We start from the raw sequence: 18,427 nt of genomic DNA, 5'->3' as shown, positions 1-18,427 counted from the left end.
AGATGCGGTTGGTTGAGTTTGTTGCCTTTGCGGCCTACAACGGGGGCAACTGTTTGAAAGGGCTGCATATGCTTGCTGGGAAACGTGTACTGTTGATCATCGGCGGCGGGATTGCCGCGTTCAAGTCGCTGGATCTGATCCGGCGGTTGCGCGAGCGCGGGGCGACTGTGGTGCCGGTGCTGACGCGGGCGGGTGAGGAATTTGTCACGCCGCTGTCCACCTCGGCACTGGCGGCGCAGAAGGTGTATCGCGATCTGTTCGATCTGACGGACGAGGCCGAGATGGGGCATATCGAATTGTCCCGTGATGCCGATCTGGTGGTGGTGGCCCCGGCCACGGCCGATCTGATGGGCAAAATGGCGGCGGGGCTGGCGAATGATCTGGCCTCGACCCTGTTGATGGCCACCGACAAGCGGGTGCTGATCGCACCGGCGATGAATGTGCGGATGTGGGAGCATCCGGCAACGCAAAGGAATATCACAACATTGCAGGGCGACGGGGTGCTGTTTGTCGGGCCGAACGAGGGCACAATGGCCTGTGGCGAATTCGGCCCCGGACGCATGGCCGAACCGCTTGAGATCGTTGCGGCGGTGGAAGCCGCGATTGCAGACGGGCCGCTGCGTGGCAAACATGTGCTGGTCACATCAGGCCCGACGCACGAGCCGATTGATCCGGTGCGTTATATCGCAAACCGGTCCAGCGGGGCGCAAGGCACAGCGATTGCGCGGGCGCTGGCGGCGCTGGGGGGCGAGGTGACCTTTGTCACCGGCCCGGCGGATGTGGTGCGGCCCGAAGGGGTGCGGGTGATCGAGGTGCAGACAGCGCAGGAAATGCTGGAGGCGGTGCAGGGGGCCTTGCCAGCAGATGCGGCGGTGTTTGCGGCGGCGGTGGCGGACTGGCGGGTGAAGAATGCGTCAGGGTCCAAGATGAAGAAGGACGGCAAGGGCAGCCTGCCGAAACTGGAGTTTGCCGAGAATCCCGATATTCTGGCCACGGTCAGCCGGATGAAAAAGGGGCGGCCTGCGCTGGTGGTGGGCTTTGCAGCGGAAACCGATGACGTGGTGGAAAACGCGACAGCCAAGCGCAAGCGCAAGGGCTGTGACTGGATCGTTGCCAATGATGTGTCGCCGGAAACGGGGATCATGGGCGGGGATGAAAACGCGGTGGTGGTGATTTCGGACGGTGGGGCAGATGTTTGGCCGCGTATGGGAAAGGATCAGGTGGCAAGGCGGCTGGCGGCGGCGATTGCAAAGGCGCTGGAATAAGAGATTCCATGCCTCCGGCGGGGATATTTACGGAACAATAATGGGGTGATGGCGTGGTAACTGTGAGCTTTGCATGGCTTGAAGGGGCGGATCAGGCGCTTGGCTTGCCGTCTTATGAAACGGCGGGGGCGGCGGGTGCGGACTTGCGGGCGAATTTCCCCGAGGGCGAGCGTAGCGGACTGGTGATCGAGGCAGGTGCGCGGGTGCTGGTGCCGACAGGATTAAGGCTGGAAATACCGCAAGGGTTTGAGGTGCAGATCAGGCCGCGATCGGGGCTGGCGTTGAAACACGGGATTACATTGCCCAACAGTCTGGGCACGATTGATAGCGATTATCGCGGGCCGTTGGGGGTGATCCTGCTGAACGCGGGGGATCAGCCCTTTGCCGTGAACCACGGGGACAGGATTGCGCAAATGGTGGTGGCCCCTGTGGTGCAGGCACGGTTTGAACTGGTGTCGGAGCTGGGCGAAACTGTGCGCGGCGAAGGTGGCTTTGGGTCAACGGGGCGCGATTAGTGGTTGTTGTTCTGGGGTTGATGGTGGGCCTTTGGGGACTGGGCGCGGTGATGAAGGTGGCCCCCGCAAGGCGATGGTTCCTGATCGGGCTGGTATATCTGGCAGTCGTTTTGGCGCATCTTGTATTGCCTGACGGGGCGCTTTTGCGCATAGCGACAGGTGGATCAGTGCGCCCGTGGCTGATTTTGGCCGGAATCCTTGCCGTAGTGGTTGCGTATCGCGCCGTTCTGCGTCAGCTTCGCGTCAAAGCCCAAGACAGAGTTGCCGAGATGACTGAAACCACCCCCAAGCCCACATTTTCCAATGTCGAGCTGGACCGTTACGCCCGCCACATCATGCTGCGCGAAATTGGCGGTGCGGGGCAGAAAAAGTTGAAAAACGCCCGTGTGCTGGTGATCGGGGCCGGTGGACTTGGCTCGCCCGTGCTGCTGTATCTGGCAGCAGCGGGTGTGGGGACGATTGGCGTGGTGGATGATGACGCTGTGGACAATTCCAACCTGCAGCGTCAGGTGATCCATCGCGATGCCGATATCGGCATGCCCAAGGTGTTTTCCGCCGAAGCGGCGATGAGGGCACAGAACCCCAAGATCGAAGTGCACCCCTATCACCGGCGGCTGGATCAGGACAACGCGGCCGATCTGTTTTCCGGTTATGATCTGGTGCTGGACGGGACCGACAATTTCGATACCCGCTATCTGGTGAACCGGACCTGTGTGGCGCTGGGCCTGCCGCTGATTGCTGGCGCGATCACCCAGTGGGAAGGGCAGATCAGCGTTTATCATCCGGCCAAGGGCGCGCCCTGTTATCAATGCGTATTCCCCGAGGCCCCTGCCGCCGGACTGGCACCCAGTTGTGCCGAAGCAGGCGTGGTTGGCCCGCTGCCCGGGGTGATCGGCACGATGATGGCGGTTGAAGCGGTGAAAGAGATTACCGGCGCGGGTGCAGGTTTGAAAGGCGAGATGCTGATTTATGATGCGCTCTTTGCGGAAACCCGCAAGATACGCGCAAAACCGCGCCCTGATTGCCCGGTTTGCGGCGGAAAACCGGTTTAATTTCCTTGCCTTGGGCGGTGGATTAACCATACTCGCGATCAACATATAACCAAAATCGGGGGATTCTTTTATGAAACTGTTTGCTTCCATTGCGGCCGTTGCTACGGTTGCTTTTACAACAATGGCCATCGCTGCCGACCTGCCCGATCTGGGTGGCAAAGAGGTGGTTGTTGTTACTGAAAACGCCTATCCACCGCTGCAATTTGTCGATCCGGCCTCGGGCGAGGCGATCGGCTGGGAATATGATGCGATGGCCGAGATTGCCAAGCGGATCAACATCAAGGTGACTTATGAAAACATCAGTTGGGATGCGATGATTCCGGCGGTGTCGGAAGCGCAGTTTGATCTGGGTATGACCGGAATTACCATCCGTGATGACCGTAAGGAAAAGGTGGATTTTTCCGACCCCTACATGCGCAGCGAAATGGTGATGATGGTGAAGGGGGACGAAGACAGGTTCACCGATGCCAAAAGTTTTGCCGCCAATGACGATCTGCTGATGGCCGCACAGCCCGGCACCACGCCGTTATATGTCGGCGTTTACGAGGTGCTGGACGGCAATGAATCCAACCCGCGTATCAAGCTGTTCGAAACTTTCGGGGCAACCGTTCAGGCGCTGAAAACCGGTGATGTCGATCTGGTGCTGACCGATGGCACGGCGGGCGCCGGATATGTGGCGGCGTCTGATGGCGGGTTGAAGATTATTGGGGATAAACTGGGCACCGAAGATTTCGGGTTCATCTTCCCCAAAGGCTCGGATCTGGTGGGGCCGATCAATGCCGCGATTGCCGATATGAAGGCCGACGGCACCATTGATGCGCTGAACAAGAAATGGTTCCTTGATTACAAAATGGGCGGCTAAACGCCTGATATAAAAAGGATTGCCCCGGCCGGATGTGCCGGGGCTTTTTGATTAATGATTACACCCCCTTCCCAAGACAAAGATTTCCCCTATTGGCTGGTTCTGGCTGGTGGGTTGGGCGCCTATCTGATGTATCGCGTGGTGGCGGATGATCTGTATGCGCAGGTGTTGAACACCCTGTCGCGGCATTGGCATGACGATTTTCGTCACCTTGGTGGCCTTTACCATGGCGTCGTTTTTCGGGCTGCTGCTGGCGGTTGGCACCATGTCGCGGTTCATCGTTTTCCGGCAGTTGGCGCGGTTCTATATCGAAATTATCCGCGGCATCCCGATGATCGTGCTGCTGTTGTATGTGGCCTTTGTATTTGGCCCCGCACTGGTGCATTTCTGGAACTGGATTGCCGAGGGACTGGGCTTTGACCCGATCCGCACGCGGGATTTTTCGCTGATGTGGCGGGCGATCATTGCGCTGATGATCGGTTATTCCGCCTTTATCGCCGAGGTGTTTCGCGCAGGCCTGTTGTCAGTGGACGAAGGTCAGATCGAGGCGGCCAAGGCACTGGGGCTAGGTGGTTGGCATCGCTTTCGGCACATCGTATTCCCGCAGGCATTCCGCACCATTATGCCGCCGCTGGGCAATGATTTTATCGCAATGATCAAGGATTCATCGCTGGTGTCGGTGCTGGGGGTTTCGGATATTGCTCAGCTGGGCAAGGTAACGGCCTCGGGTAATTTCCGGTACTTTGAAACCTATAATGTGGTGGCTTTGCTCTATCTGATCATGACGGTTTCCCTGTCCCTGCTGCTGCGGCGGCTGGAACGCAGGATGCGGTCGAAATACCCGTAAGGGCTGGACCTTGCTTTGCCGTAGCCCTAGCGTGGCGGGCAAAGGAGATTCCCCCATGACCAACCCGCTTTTGTCCAACTGGGACACGCCGTTCCAACTGCCCCCTTTTGCCGATATTTCGGATGATGATTTTGCCCCAGCGTTTGATGCGGCGATGGGCGAGGCACGGGCGAATATTGCAGCGATTGCCGATAAACCCGATGCTCCAACATTTGCAAATACCATCGAGGCGCTGGAACTGGCCGAGGAATCTCTGGGGCGTGTTCTGTCGGTGTTCTATAATCTGGCGGGCGCGGACAGCACCGAAAAGCGCGAAGAATTGCAGAGAGGTTTTTCACCAAAACTGGCGGCTTATTCATCCGAGATCAGCATGAACGAGACACTGTTTCAGCGGGTTGAAACCCTGTGGCAGAAACGCGACGATCTGGATCTGACGGATGAGCAGGCGCGGGTTCTGATGCTGCACCGGCGCGGGTTTGTGCGGGCCGGGGCACAGTTGCAAGGGGCTGCGCGGGATCGTTTAAAAGAGGTGCTGGAACGGCTGGCGGTGCTGGGCACGCAGTTCAGCCAGAACCTGTTGGCGGATGAACGGGACTGGTTCATGGAACTGGGGCCGGATGATCTGGACGGCCTGCCCGATTTCCTGCTGGATGCCGCCAAAGGGGCAGCAACGGAAAAAGATGTGGGCGGCCATGTCATCACCCTGTCACGTTCCCTGATCACGCCGTTTCTACAGTTCTCGACCCGTCGCGATCTGAGGAAGAAGGCCTATGAAGCCTTCGTTGCGCGTGGGGCCAATGGCGACGAGACCGATAACCGCGCAATTGCCGCCGAAACGCTGGCGCTGCGGCAGGAACTGGCGGAATTGCTGGGGTATCAGGATTTCTCATCCTACAAGCTGGAAACCGAGATGGCCAAGACACCCGAAGCGGTGCGCGATCTGCTGATGCAGGTCTGGGAACCGGCCAAGGCAGCGGCCAACCGTGATGCGGAAATTCTGGCCGAGATGATGCACGCCGACGGTATCAATGGCGAGTTGGAAGCCTGGGACTGGCGTTATTATTCGGAAAAACGCCGCAAGTCCGAGCATGATCTGGACGAGGCCGAGATCAAACCCTACCTGCAACTGGACCGGATGGTCGAGGCCGCTTTTGACAGTGCCACCCGCCTGTTCGGGCTGGAATTCACCCCGCTGGATGTACCGCTGTATCATGAAGACGCCCGCGCGTGGGAAGTGACGCGCGGCGGCAAGCATATCGCGGTGTTCATTGGTGATTATTTCGCCCGCGGGTCCAAACGTTCGGGGGCGTGGTGTTCGGCGATGCGCAGCCAGCGCAAACTGGGTGGGGATGTGCGCCCGATCGTGGTGAATGTCTGTAATTTCACCAAGGGCGATCCGGCGCTTTTGTCGTTTGATGATGCCCGCACCCTGTTCCATGAATTCGGCCATGCGCTGCACCAGATGTTGTCGGATGTGACCTATGAGTCCGTTTCCGGAACATCCGTTGCACGGGATTTTGTGGAGCTGCCCAGCCAGTTGAACGAGCATTGGCTGGAAGTGCCCGAGGTATTGCAAAAATTCGCCACCCACGCGGAAACGGGCGCGCCGATGCCGGAGGATTTGTTGAAACGGCTGTTGGCGGCAGGGACTTATGACATGGGATTCTCGACCGTGGAATATGTGGCCTCGGCGCTGGTTGATCTGGAGTTCCACAACGGCGTGGCCCCGACTGATCCGATGGCGAAACAGTCCGAGGTGCTGGAAAACATCGGCATGCCCCACGCCATCCGCATGCGCCACGCCACACCGCAATTCGCGCATGTGTTTTCCGGCGACGGCTATTCCAGCGCCTACTACAGCTATATGTGGAGCGAAGTGATGGACGCGGATGCGTTCGAGGCGTTCGAGGAAGCGGGCGGCGCGTTTGATCCCGACATGGCGAAACGGCTGGAAAAACACATCCTGTCGGCGGGCGGGTCAAAAGACCCGAAAGAACTGTATCTGGCGTTTCGCGGGCGGATGCCGGGGGTGAAGGCACTGCTGAAAGGGCGCGGGCTTATTCCCTGATCTCGTCCGGCTTTACACCCCAAAGCGCAGATTTCAGCGCCCAGCCACGTTGGCCGTCCACACTTAGACGGCACCAGTCGATCGTGCATTTTCCAAGCCGCGCGATCACTCCCATTTCCAGACGGGCATTTTCCTGTGATTTGGGATCAGGGCGGGCGTAAAGCGTCAGCAAGTCCTCCTCGACAATCACGGTGCGCACGCCGGACAGAAGCGAATAATGCATCCAGCCGCCTTGACCGTCACGGTCCCGAACCCGGCGCCAATTGCTGTATTCGGCGATTATTTCCAGTGGCATGCCACGGCGTTTGAATACCCAGTCGATGCGGTGGGTCAGGCTGGGGCCGCGGCGCACATTGCCTTCGGCCGCCTTGAGCGACACAAAGCGCGGGATCGGCAGGTTGGTGACAGGGCCGCGTTCGCCACCTGTTTTGACGGTATCGGCATGGCCAATACCCGCCAATCCGTTGGTGAAAACAATTGCGATGATGATTGCGACCATGCGCAAAGGGAAAATCCTGCCCATCTTTACCCGATACCTTGCCTTTTTTGCCTTTGACCCTCGCGGGGTTCTTGTGCCCCGTCGATTGTTGCGCCACTCTACGACCAAAGCTGCGCCAAAGAAAGATATATGGGAGTGCATCATGCCCGCTGAACGATTGAGTGTTGTTGTAACGCGACGGTTGCCCGAGGTTGTTGAAACCCGAATGAAGGAATTGTTCGACGTCGAATTGCGCGAATCCGACACCCCGATGAGCCGCGATGAAATCGTGGCGGCGATGAAGCGGGCCGATGTTCTGGTACCCACCCTGACCGACACAGTGGATGCGGCGATGCTGTCACAGGCGGGGGACAAACTGCGCCTGATCGCCAACTACGGCGCGGGAATTGATCATATCGACGTGCAAACAGCCCGACAGCGCGGGGTGCTGGTGTCCAACACGCCCGGTGTGGTGACCGAAGACACCGCCGATATGACGATGGCGCTGATACTGGCGGTGACGCGGCGCATTCCCGAGGGACTGGCCCTGATGGGAACCTCTTGGGAACCTCTAAAAATCCCCCAAAATCCGGCCTGACGGGGTAGAATCGTCATCAGGATGAAAATGATTCGACCGACGGGGTTTTGTCATGGGTCAGATGGGATTTTTTGATCTTTCCAGCCGATACGCGGGACTGGACAAATCTGGTGATCCGCTGGTGTTGCTCAACGACATGGTGCCGTTCGAGGATTACCGGGACGAGCTGAAGGCCATATGGCGCACGCCGCCCGAACAGCGCAAATCCAACGCTGGCCGCCCGCCTTGGGATGAGGTGCTGATATTCAAGACGATGGTTTTGCAGCAGCTCTACAACCTCTCTGACGATCAGATCGAGTATCAGATCCGCGACCGCCTGTCGTTCATGCGGTTTCTCGGCCTTGGCATTGAAGACAGCGTACCTGACGCCAAGACCATCTGGGCCTACCGTGAAAGGCTGGCCGGGGCCGGGAAGATGAAGGAGCTGTTTGACAAGTTCGATGCCTTTCTGCGCGAAAAGGGCTATCTGGCGATGGGCGGGCAGATTGTTGATGCGAGCATCGTTCCGGCGCCGCGCCAGCACAACAAAAGGGACGAGAACGAGAAAATCAAGGCGGGCGAAACGCCTGAAGAGTGGGAGGAAAAACCCCACAAGAAGCGCCAGAAGGACGTGGATGCGCGCTGGACGAAGAAGCACGGCAAGAGCTATTACGGCTACAAGAACCACATCAATGTCGACCGGCGGCACAAATTCATCCGCGCTTATGATGTCACCGATGCCGCCGTGCATGACAGCCAGGCGCTTGCCGGTCTGATTGATGCGAGCAACACCTCATCGGACCTGTGGGCCGACAGCGCCTATCGCTCGCAAAAGATCGAAAGCGAGCTGGAAGAGCGGGGGCTTCACAGCCATATCCATCACAAGGGCAGGCGCGGCAAGCCGCTTGGCGAGCGCCAGCAAAAGGCCAACCGGAGGCGCTCGAAAGTGCGGGTCCGGGTCGAGCATGTATTCGCTTTTCAGGAGCGCTCCATGGGCGGCAAGCTGATCCGCTCCATCGGCCTGAAGCGGGCGCGATTTCGCATCGGGATGATGAACCTGGTCTACAACATGAAGCGCTTCGTCCAGTTCGAATGCGGCCTGGCGGCGCCGGGATAAGGGTTCATGGGGTGAGGTGTGCCTGAAATACCCAAAACCGGCTTGAAACCGGTGAAAATGGGTTTATGATCCGAAGCAATCAGGCGGGACAGGCGAAAAACCGTCCACCCCGCCGCGAAGAAGGCGAAAACGGGAATTTACAGAGGTTCCCTGATGCAAGCCGGTGATTGGCAAGGCTGGGCGCCGACCGCGATGCTGGGCGGGCGTTTGGGTGGCCGTCGGCTGGGCATTCTGGGCATGGGCCGGATCGGGCAGGCCGTGGCGCGGCGCGCGGCGGCCTTCGGGATGCAGGTGCATTACCACAATCGCCACCGTTTACATGCCGATATCGAATCCGAACTGGAAGCGACCTATTGGGAAAGTCTGGACCAGATGGTCGCACGGATGGACATCATTTCGATCAACTGCCCGCATACGCCCAGCACCTTTCATCTGATGAACGCGCGGCGTTTGAAACTGATGAAAAAGGATGCGGTGATCGTCAATACCTCGCGCGGGGAAGTGATCGACGAAAACGCCCTGACGCGGATGCTGCGGGCCGGCGAAATAGCCGGTGCGGGGCTGGATGTGTTTGAAGGCGGGGCCGACATCAACCCGCGTTTGCAGGCGTTAAAAAACGTGGTTTTGCTACCGCATATGGGGTCGGCCACGGTCGAGGGGCGCGCCGAGATGGGCGAGAAGGTGATCATCAACATCAAGACCTTTGCCGATGGTCACCGTCCGCCGGATCAGGTGGTTCCGGCGATGCTGTAGCCATTTTCTTTGAAAGAAAACGGACGAAATCTTGAAAGATTTCGGGGTGGGACGATTAAGGAGTGCGCGCCAGGCCGGATTTGACCCGCCGCAGCGGGATCGAGGATTCAAGCGAGGCAACGCCGGGGATTTTGGTTAACCTGCCGGTCATGAATTGCTCGAAATCTGCCAGCCCGCGCGTGGCGATGCGCAGCAGGTAATCGCGGTTACCGGTCATCAGCCAGCAATCCACAACTTCGGGGAATTCCTTGATGGTGGCTTCGAACACCGCCAGCGCTTCGTCCACCTGTTTGTCCAGTTGGACCGAGACAAACACTGACACCCCGAACCCCAGCAAGGTTTCGTCGATCAGGGCGCTGTAGCCGTGGATCACGCCCGCGTCTTCCAGCTTTTTCACCCGCCGCGAAACAGGCGTGGCACTTAGGCCGACAGTTTGGGCCAGTTCCTGCACGGACATGCGCCCATCCTGCTGCAAGGCCCTAAGGATTTTCACGTCAAATTCGTCAATACTGGGTGTGATCACTATGAAACCTTCCTATATTAGTGGAATAACCTAAACACTACTCATTTAGGGGCTAAAATAGCAAGGACACACCATCGGCCCCTTGGCTAGAATACGGCAACCCCTGTCAAATGCCGGATGCCGATCAAATGACCACACCCCCTCTGAAAACCATCGAACAGCGCCTTCTTTGGCTGTCGCACTGGATGATCCACCACGCCAACCACATCCGCCCGAAAGAGGACGCGATCAAGCTGGGCGGGCATCAGGCCTCTTCGGCGTCGATGGTATCGATCATGACAGCACTGTATTTCAGCGCGCTACGGCCACAGGACAGGGTTGCGGTGAAACCCCATGCCTCGCCGATTTTTCATGCGATGCAATATCTGATGGGCAATCTGCCGCTGGAAAAGATGCAGAATTTCCGCGGCTTTGGCGGCGTGCAAAGCTATCCCAGCCGCACCAAGGATGTGGATGATGTGGATTTCTCCACCGGCTCGGTCGGACTGGGTGTGGCGATCACGTCCTTTGCTTCGATCATTCAGGATTACATCAAGGCCAAGGATTGGGGCCGTGATTTACCGATGGGCCGGATGGTGGCGCTGGTCGGGGATGCCGAACTGGACGAGGGCAATGTTTACGAGGCCTTGCAGGAGGGATGGAAAAACGATCTGCGCAATGTCTGATGGGTGATTGATTATAACCGCCAGTCACTGGACGGGATCGTGCGCGAGGGGCTGTTTTCGCGGATCGAAAAGATATTCGATGCCTTTGGCTGGGATGTGGTGCGGGTGAAATACGGCAGTTTGCAACGGGCGGCATTCCGTGAAAAGGGCGGCGAGGCATTGCGCGGCTGGATCGATAATTGTCCCAACCAGATGTATTCGGCGCTGACCTATATGGGCGGGGCTGTGTGGCGGCAGCGGTTGCTGGATGATTTGGGCGATCAAGGGGATGTCACGGCGCTGATTGAATCGCGCAGCGATGACGAGTTGGCCGCGTTGATGGAGAACCTGGGCGGCAACTGTGTGGAAACTATGAGCGAGGTTTTCGCCAGTATTAGCCACGACCGGCCCGTTTGTTTTCTGGCCTATACGGTCAAGGGCTGGGGCACACCGATTGCCGGACACAAGGACAACCACGGCGGGCTGATGACCAATGCGCAGATGGCGGATTGGCAAGAACATATGGGGGTGCCCAAGGGACAGGAGTGGGAGCCATTCGCCACGGTTTCGGACGTGCCTGCCTTGCAGGGCTTTCTGGATCAGGTGCCGTTTTTTGCCAAGGGACGGCGGCGGTTTCATGATGACACAGTGCCGGTGCCCGATATTGCGCTGGCCACGGGGCGCGAGATGTCGACGCAGATGGCGTTCGGTAAGATCCTCGATGATCTGGCGCGCGGGGATAGCAAACTGGCGCAACGGATCGTCACTGCGTCGCCCGATGTGACGGGCACGACCAACCTTGGCCCCTGGGTGAACCGGCGCAAACTGTTTGCCCGCCAGCCGCTCGAGGATACATTCCGCGCCGAAAACATCCCCTCCACCGCGAAATGGGATTTTGCGCCCGAGGGTCAGCATATCGAATTGGGCATTGCCGAGATGAACCTGTTTTTGCTGCTGGGTGCGGCGGGGCTGTCGCACAGCCTGTTTGGCAAACGCCTGCTGCCGGTTGGCACGCTGTATGATCCCTTCGTTTGCCGTGGTCTGGATGCACTGAACTATGCCTGTTATCAGGACGCCCGTTTCATGGTGGTGGGCACCCCGTCGGGGATCACCCTGTCCTATGAAGGCGGTGCGCATCAGTCGGTGGGCACGCCACTGATCGGCATGTCGCAGGATGGCCTTGCCGCGTTCGAGCCTGCCTTTGTCGATGAACTGGCGGCGATCATGCAATGGGCCTTTGAATACATGCAAAAAGACGGTGATCCGGACCCGGACGAGCGCACATGGCTGCGCGATGAAACCGGCGGGTCGGTCTATCTGCGCCTGTCCACCAACCCGCTGGAACAGCCGGGCAAGCGGGTAGATCGGGATTTCAGGCAGGGGGCGATTGACGGGGCTTACTGGCTGCGTAAACCGGGGCCGAATTGCGAAGTTGTGATTGCCTATCAGGGGGTTGTCGCGCCCGAAGCGATCAAGGCCGCCGGTATCATCGGTGGCGGGCGGCGAGATGTCGGGGTGTTGGCGGTGACATCGGCGGACCGGCTGAATGCAGGCTGGACGGCGGCGCAACGGGCGCGGTCGCGCGGGCAGGCGGGTGCGCGAGGGCATATCGAAACCCTGATGGCCGATCTGCCGCCGCATTGCAAAATCGTCACGGTGATCGACGGGCATCCGGCCACTTTGGCGTGGCTGGGGGCGGTGCAGGGGCATCAGACGATCCCGCTGGGGGTCGAACATTTCGGCCAGACCGGCACGATTGGCGATCTCTATCACCACTACGGCATCGACGCTGCGGCGATTGTGGAAAAGGTGAACGGCCTGACGTCGGGGCGGCAACTCGGGGGTGTCTGAAAGGGGGCTCCTCAAGCCTGACGGCTTTCCTCGCCTGCGAAAAGCGCCCGTCAGGAAGCGATGAGCGGTTAGCGCGGCAGGGGTGTGGTGCCTTTCTTGTAAGGCTCCCAATCTGTGATTTCCGGGTAATACATCGCCCGCCACTGGCGCACGCGCGGGTTCATGCGGCGACGCCACAGGTGGGGCATCATCGCCAGTGCCGTCATCAGGGGATAGCCGCGCGGCAGTTGCGGGGCGTCGGCCTCGGAATAGGTTTGCAACAGCGGAAACCGGCGGGCCGGTTTATAGTGGTGGTCGGAATGGCGTTGCAGGTTGATCAGCAACCAGTTGGAAGCGGTTTGCGCCGCATTCCATGAATGGTGCGGCTTGACGTGCTCATACTGCCCGTCGCCCAGATGTTTGCGGGTCAGGCCGTAGTGTTCGACGTAATTTGTCAGCTCTAGATACCAGATGGCAATGAACGCCTGAAACAGGAAGAACCCGATACCGGTCCAGCCGCCCAGATACCATGCAAGAAACAGGGCTGCTGCTTGCAGCGCAGCATATCGCCAGAACGGGTTGGACCGGTGGAACGGCCCCAGCCCCTTGCGGGCCAGCATTTTGCTTTCGGCCTGCCATGCCGAGGCAGGACATTCACGCAGCACACGCGGGAAATACTGATGAAACCCCTCGTTATAGCGGGCCGTCACCGCGTCGCGCGGGGTGCCGACATAGATGTGATGCACCAACAGGTGTTCGGTGCGAAAATGGCTGTAAAGAACCGTGGCCAGCAGCAGATCGGCCAGCCAGCGTTCCAGACGGGTTTTCTGGTGCATCAATTCATGCGCATAGACAATGCCGGTGCTGCCCGAAACCGCGCCAACACCATAGAACAGAACGATCTTTTCCAGCAGGGACAGGTGGGTGGTGCTGGAGGTCCACCAGATCATGCCAAAGATCAGCGCGAACTGGATCGGGAACCAGATCAGCGTGACAAGCCGGTACCAGAATAGGTCGGCCTCGTCTGTTTCGGTGTCGGGGTTGTTTTCGTTCAGGCCCAGTATCGCGTCCAGAACCGAGGCCGCCGTCCAGCCGTAAAACGCCAGCAGGATGGTCCACCAGCCGCCATAGATCGCGCCGACTAGGGCTAGTGGCACAGCGCCCAATGATATCCAGAACGGCAATGCGGATGCGGGTTTTGCGACCTGACTGATACTGGTCATACTTGTCTCCATCACTCTGGCGCGTTTGGCGTATCTAGGCACAGGTTGGCGGGGAACTCAATCCGCTATCAGGCGATCCTTGGCCAGATCATAGGCTTTGCGCATGACGGTCGGCAGGTCATCGGGGCTGAATTGATCGGCGGGCAGGAAATGGCCAGTGTCGGGGGCTTCATCCGTAACGGTGGCCACCTGAACAGTCAGCCGCAGGTGAAAGTGGGTGAAGGTGTGTCGCACCTCGGCGGGCAGGGTTTGCCAGTCGACCTCTAGCGGCGGTTGCGCGACAGGTTTTGCGCCCCACTCCGCACCGGGCCAGCCCAGCATCCCGCCCAATAGCCCCTTGTCGGGTCGGCGTTCCAGCAGCCACGCGCCATCATCCCGCCGCGCAATATATGCGATGCCATAGCGGGTGGGTTTTCGGGTTTTCGGGGTGCGTTTGGGTAGATCGGCGGCGGTGCCTTTGGTGCGGGCGGTGCAGGCAGCAGTCCACGGGCAAATCCCGCAAGCGGGGGATTTCGAGGTGCAGATGGTGGCGCCAAGGTCCATCACGGCCTGCGCGTAATCCCCGGCACGATCCTGCGGGGTCAGGGTGGCAGCAAGGGCCGTCAGTTCCGGTTTAGCCGCAGGCAGGGGCGTGTGGATGTCATGCAATCGCGCCAACACCCGTTCGATATTGCCATCCACCACGGTTTCGCTGTGACCATAGGCAATTGCGGCGATGGCGGCGGCGGTGTAGGGGCCGATGCCGGGCAGGGACAGCAGTGCATCGCGGGTATCAGGGAAGACCCCGCCATGATCGGCCACCACCATGCGGGCGCATTTCAACAGGTTGCGGGCGCGGGCGTAATATCCCAGACCGGCCCATTCGCCCATCACCTCGGCATCCCCCGCCGCCGCCAGATCGTGAACCGTGGGCCAGCGGGTGGTGAAGGCATAGAAGTATTTAACGACTGCGGCAACGGTGGTTTGCTGCAACATCACCTCGGACAGCCAGATATGATAGGGATCGGGCAATACGCCAACGCGCGACTCCATTGGCGGCACCCGCCACGGCAGGATGCGGGCGTGGCTGTCATACCAACCCAGCAAAGCATCGCTTAATTCCATCTCACGCAAACTTTATCCGTCCTTTTGTGCTATTGTTCTGGCACCCCGCCCCAACCTGTTTAGAATAGCAGGCAAGCAACGGAAAGACGACGTGAAGCAAACGACCGGATATAAACAGCGCAGATATGGCGGCAAGGGGTTTCAACGCACCTCGAGCCTGCTGCGCGAGCGTATCCGCACCGCCGGCGAATCGCGGGGGTTTGCGGTTAGCCGCCTGTTGACGCACTGGCCCGAAATTGTGGGCGAGGATATTGCCCATATGGCCCGCCCTGTGCATGTAAAATATGGCCGTGATAGTCTGGGGGCGACGTTGACCATTCTGACCACGGGCGCACAGGCCCCGATGCTGGAAATGCAAAAGGAACAACTGCGCGAGCGGGTGAATGCCTGCTATGGTTATAGTGCAATTGCCAAGGTGCGCATCACCCAGACGGCGCCGGTCGGATTCGCTGAAGGACAGGCGCAATTTACCCCTGCGCCCAAGGCAAAACCGGCCCAGCCGACCCCCGAAATCAAACGGGCCGCCCGCAAGGTGGCAGAACCGATCGCGGATGATGGTTTGCGTGATGCCCTTGCAGCGCTGGGTGCAAACATTATATCCCGTAGGAAACACTGAAAGAGGATTGTCTATGAAACGCAGGGTATTCATCGGAACAGGTGCATTGGCTTTGGCCGGAGGCGGGGCGTATTGGCTGAATGCCAACAATGCGCTACCGGGCACAACAGCCAATGCCGGATTTGGTGCGGCCATGGCCGAAACCACGGACGAGATTGATACATCCGGCGTTGTCGAGATGGCAATGGGGGATATGGATGCGCCGGTAACGGTTGTGGAATATGCGTCCCCGACCTGCCCGCATTGCGCACGTTTCCACCAGACAGTTTTGCCGGAAATCAAAAAGAATTATATCGATACCGGCAAAATCCGTTTCATTTTCCGCGAGGCCTATTTCGACAAATACGGTCTCTGGGCCAGCATCATGGCACGTTGCGGTGGCGAAATGCGCTATTTCGGGATCATGGATATCCTGATGGCGGATCAGCACGCATGGTTGGGTGAAGGCGATCCAGCCACCGTGGTCGATAACCTGCGCAAGATCGGTCTGACGGCGGGCATGACCAACGAACAGCTGGACACCTGTTTCAGTGACGAGGACAATGTCAAAACGCTTGTGGCGTGGTATCAGCAGAATTTAACCCGTGACAACATGGATTCGACCCCGTCTTTCCTGATTCAGGGCGAGAAGTATTCCAACATGAGCTATGAGGATTTCTCGGCGGCTCTGGACAAGAAACTGGCCGAAGCCGAGTAGACCTATTTTGTAACGGCTGCGAGCGCGGTATCAAATGCGCTCCAGTCGGCTATTTCCAGACGAACCGGCAATGTTACCACCTCGGCGCGAAAAGCGGCAGGCAGGCGCACGGCATCTTTTTCAGTGGTGACCATGATCGCGCCCAGTGCTTTGGCCTCGAACGCCAGACGTTTCATCAAAGCGGCAGTCAGGGGTTGGTGATCACTTAGGGCTTCGGTGTGCAGCAGATCGGCCCCGAGGCCACGCAGGGTGGCAAAGAATTTAGCGGGATGGCCGATGCCGGCAAAGGCAAACACAGGTTGATCCTGCCATTCGATACCTGTTTGCAGCGGGGCCAAACGGCTGGTCAGATGTGGAAGGTTGATATTGTCACCCCACGCCTGTTGAAACATCGCTTGCTGGGATTCGCCGCCAATGGATATCAGCAGATCAGCGCGGGCCAACCCTGTGGCCACGGGTTCGCGCAAGGGACCGGCAGGCAGCACACGGCCATTGCCAAAGCCGATGGCGGCATCCACCACCACCACGGAAATATCTTTGTGCAATGCGGGGTTCTGGAACCCGTCGTCCAGCACAATGATGTCGGCCCCTGCGTTTACAGCGGCTTTGGCCCCTGCTGCGCGGTCTTTGGCGACCCATGTGGTGGCAAAGGCGGCCAGCAGCAAAGGTTCGTCGCCGGTTTCAGCCGCACTGTGGCGGGTTTCGTCCACCTGAACCGGGCCTTGCAATGATCCGCCATACCCGCGCGTTACAACATGCGGCGTATGCCCTGCGGCCTGCAGGCGTTGCACGATGGCGATGGCGGTGGGAGTTTTGCCGGTGCCACCTGCATTGATATTGCCAACACAAATCACGGGCACGGATGCATGGTATTGTGCCGGTTGGGCCACGCGTTTGGCGGTGGCTTTGGCATAGATCGCCCCAAGGGGCGACAGCAGGCGGGCCATCAGCGCGGGGCGGTCGGCAGGGGTGAACCAGAAGCGGGGAGGTTGCATTATATGTCCTCGGCTTTGGCAAGGGTTTCCAGTATCAGCCCGACTGTATGGTCGACGGCCTCGGCACCGCTGGTGGATTTGGCCCAGCCTGCATGGGCCATCGCGGCGGCAATGTCGGGGGCCAGCAATTCCTGCAGATTGGTGGCCAGATCGGCGGCATCGCGCACTTCGCGGGCGGCACCGGCGATATCAAGACGGGCATATCCCGTTCGGTAGGATTCGACAAACGGGCCATGCAGAATGGCGGAACCCAGCGCCGAAGCCTCGAACGGGGAACAGCCCTTGCCTCCTTTGATCAGTGAATTGCCGATGAAACAAACCGGCGCAAGCCGTAGCCACAGGCCCAGTTCATCCGGTGTATCGGCGATAAATATCTGGATATGTTCGTCCGGGTCCTGCCCTTTGGAGCGCTGGGCGACCAGCCAGCCGTCATTGGTCAGGCTTTCTGCCAATGCATCCCCGCAGGTACTTTCCATCGGCGAGATAACCAGCATCAGGCGGTGCGACAGACGGCTGACGGCGCGATGTGCGGCGGCAGTGATGGACTCTTCACCATCTACAGTTTTCATGGCCAGCCAGATGGGCCTTGCCGCCAAACGGGCCGCCATTTCGTCGCGATCCTTGTCATCGCAATACAGGGTGGTCGCACCTTCCTCGAGCAGGCCGCAGACCTCGGTCTTGTCGGGATTCGCGCCCTGTCGGATCAATCGCAGGACAACTTCGGGTTTGCCGACAAGGATACGGTCGAACAGGGCCAACAGGGCGAAGATCATTCCGGTTTTCCAACGTTTCCGTCCTTCGATTTGCGCGCGGCATCGGGCATCGACCATCACCATCGGAATGTTGCGGTCGTGTGTTTCAACCAGCAAAGCCGGTCGCAGAGTGGATCCGGCCCAAACGGAAATTGTCGGGTTCCAGTGCCCCAAGAATTCGGCCACTTGTTGTGGTGTGTCAGGTGGGGCAGTCAGGTGTATACATGGCTGCTCACAACTATCCTGAAACCGTAAATCAACCGGCGTGTTTTCCGGCGTTGTTACCAGAAAGGAAATATCGTCACGCTCGCTTGCCAGCGCACGGATCAGTTCCTGCACCGGCGAGGTTTCTTCGGCGTTGGAGGCATGTAACCAGATTAATTGTCCGGCAGGGCGGGCAAGGCGTTTTTGTGCGGTATTGCCGTGGGCCTGTTGGTCCTGCAAGGCCCGCGCACCCGCACGCCGTGCATTCGCAAGATAGATTTTCAGGCCAAGGGACATCGGGACAT

General features: G+C 59.1%; 14 protein-coding genes and 4 pseudogenes. 12 read left to right on the top strand and 6 right to left on the bottom strand.

What is annotated here, in order from left to right; all coding sequences use genetic code 11:
- Positions 1-68: 68 nt before the first annotated feature.
- From coaBC to ACQY4M_RS17210, 6 genes and pseudogenes are all read left to right on the top strand, one after another.
- Positions 69-1,265, top strand: coding sequence for a bifunctional phosphopantothenoylcysteine decarboxylase/phosphopantothenate--cysteine ligase CoaBC (coaBC, locus tag ACQY4M_RS17235; protein ID WP_428546681.1), 1,197 nt, complete (start codon positions 69-71; stop codon positions 1,263-1,265).
- Between the two features lie 53 nt (positions 1,266-1,318).
- On the top strand, positions 1,319-1,780 hold the full coding sequence (gene dut / locus ACQY4M_RS17230; RefSeq protein ID WP_428546678.1) for a dUTP diphosphatase: 462 nt from the start codon (positions 1,319-1,321) through the stop codon (positions 1,778-1,780).
- Positions 1,780-2,832 (top strand): HesA/MoeB/ThiF family protein, encoded by a 1,053-nt coding sequence (locus ACQY4M_RS17225; protein WP_428546675.1) that lies wholly within the window; start codon positions 1,780-1,782, stop codon positions 2,830-2,832. The genes dut and ACQY4M_RS17225 overlap by 1 nt, the downstream gene beginning before the upstream one ends.
- A gap of 70 nt (positions 2,833-2,902) precedes the next feature.
- Positions 2,903-3,694 carry a transporter substrate-binding domain-containing protein gene (locus ACQY4M_RS17220; RefSeq protein ID WP_428546672.1) on the top strand — a complete coding sequence of 264 codons (792 nt, stop codon included), beginning with the start codon at positions 2,903-2,905 and terminating at the stop codon, positions 3,692-3,694.
- Between the two features lie 54 nt (positions 3,695-3,748).
- Positions 3,749-4,541 (top strand): annotated as a pseudogene (locus ACQY4M_RS17215) (amino acid ABC transporter permease).
- A 55-nt stretch (positions 4,542-4,596) separates the two neighbouring features.
- Positions 4,597-6,609 (top strand): M3 family metallopeptidase, encoded by a 2,013-nt coding sequence (locus ACQY4M_RS17210; protein ID WP_428546669.1) that lies wholly within the window; start codon positions 4,597-4,599, stop codon positions 6,607-6,609.
- Here ACQY4M_RS17210 and ACQY4M_RS17205 read toward each other — a convergent pair.
- Positions 6,599-7,108, bottom strand: a complete 510-nt coding sequence (locus tag ACQY4M_RS17205) for an SH3 domain-containing protein (RefSeq protein WP_428548240.1) — start codon at positions 7,106-7,108, stop codon at positions 6,599-6,601. The two genes, ACQY4M_RS17210 and ACQY4M_RS17205, sit on opposite strands and share 11 nt — an antisense overlap.
- 142 nt (positions 7,109-7,250) lie before the next feature.
- Here ACQY4M_RS17205 and ACQY4M_RS17200 point away from each other — a divergent pair.
- From ACQY4M_RS17200 to ACQY4M_RS17190, 3 genes and pseudogenes are all read left to right on the top strand, one after another.
- Positions 7,251-7,640: pseudogene (locus ACQY4M_RS17200) on the top strand (D-glycerate dehydrogenase); the annotation flags it as partial.
- Between the two features lie 97 nt (positions 7,641-7,737).
- Positions 7,738-8,781: an IS5 family transposase gene (locus ACQY4M_RS17195; protein ID WP_428539227.1), complete on the top strand. Its 1,044-nt coding sequence runs from the start codon at positions 7,738-7,740 to the stop codon at positions 8,779-8,781.
- A 150-nt stretch (positions 8,782-8,931) separates the two neighbouring features.
- Positions 8,932-9,534, top strand: a pseudogene (locus ACQY4M_RS17190) (2-hydroxyacid dehydrogenase); the annotation flags it as partial.
- Between the two features lie 55 nt (positions 9,535-9,589).
- Here ACQY4M_RS17190 and ACQY4M_RS17185 read toward each other — a convergent pair.
- The gene (locus ACQY4M_RS17185; RefSeq protein ID WP_428548237.1) at positions 9,590-10,054 is read right to left on the bottom strand and encodes an Lrp/AsnC family transcriptional regulator; all 465 of its coding nucleotides are present in this window, start codon (positions 10,052-10,054) and stop codon (positions 9,590-9,592) included.
- Between the two features lie 131 nt (positions 10,055-10,185).
- On the opposite strand from ACQY4M_RS17185, the pseudogene ACQY4M_RS17180 reads away from it, so the two are divergent.
- Positions 10,186-12,552, top strand: a pseudogene (locus ACQY4M_RS17180) (1-deoxy-D-xylulose-5-phosphate synthase N-terminal domain-containing protein).
- A 68-nt stretch (positions 12,553-12,620) separates the two neighbouring features.
- Here ACQY4M_RS17180 and ACQY4M_RS17175 read toward each other — a convergent pair.
- Both ACQY4M_RS17175 and mutY read right to left on the bottom strand, forming a co-directional pair.
- A complete protein-coding gene (locus tag ACQY4M_RS17175) occupies positions 12,621-13,754 on the bottom strand; it encodes an alkane 1-monooxygenase (protein ID WP_428546666.1) in 1,134 nt (377 codons plus the stop codon).
- Positions 13,755-13,811: 57 nt separating this feature from the next.
- The gene (gene mutY, locus ACQY4M_RS17170; RefSeq protein ID WP_428546663.1) at positions 13,812-14,867 is read right to left on the bottom strand and encodes an A/G-specific adenine glycosylase; all 1,056 of its coding nucleotides are present in this window, start codon (positions 14,865-14,867) and stop codon (positions 13,812-13,814) included.
- An 82-nt stretch (positions 14,868-14,949) separates the two neighbouring features.
- Between mutY and ACQY4M_RS17165 the strand changes: the two genes are divergently transcribed.
- Together ACQY4M_RS17165 and ACQY4M_RS17160 are read left to right on the top strand one after the other, a co-directional pair.
- Positions 14,950-15,474 (top strand): DUF721 domain-containing protein, encoded by a 525-nt coding sequence (locus ACQY4M_RS17165; RefSeq protein ID WP_428546660.1) that lies wholly within the window; start codon positions 14,950-14,952, stop codon positions 15,472-15,474.
- Positions 15,475-15,487: 13 nt separating this feature from the next.
- On the top strand, positions 15,488-16,171 hold the full coding sequence (locus ACQY4M_RS17160) for a DsbA family protein (protein WP_428546657.1): 684 nt from the start codon (positions 15,488-15,490) through the stop codon (positions 16,169-16,171).
- A 2-nt stretch (positions 16,172-16,173) separates the two neighbouring features.
- Here ACQY4M_RS17160 and lpxK read toward each other — a convergent pair whose 3' ends face one another.
- Positions 16,174-17,166, bottom strand: a complete 993-nt coding sequence (gene lpxK, locus ACQY4M_RS17155) for a tetraacyldisaccharide 4'-kinase (protein WP_428546654.1) — start codon at positions 17,164-17,166, stop codon at positions 16,174-16,176.
- Positions 17,166-18,419: a 3-deoxy-D-manno-octulosonic acid transferase gene (locus tag ACQY4M_RS17150; protein WP_428546651.1), complete on the bottom strand. Its 1,254-nt coding sequence runs from the start codon at positions 18,417-18,419 to the stop codon at positions 17,166-17,168. The genes lpxK and ACQY4M_RS17150 overlap by 1 nt, the downstream gene beginning before the upstream one ends.
- Positions 18,420-18,427: the final 8 nt, after the last annotated feature.

It is taken from the genome of Profundibacter sp. (assembly GCF_965277155.1).
Lineage (GTDB): Bacteria > Pseudomonadota > Alphaproteobacteria > Rhodobacterales > Rhodobacteraceae > Profundibacter.
Note: the sequence above shows the minus strand (reverse complement) of the source record. Positions and strands in the feature narration are given on the sequence as shown.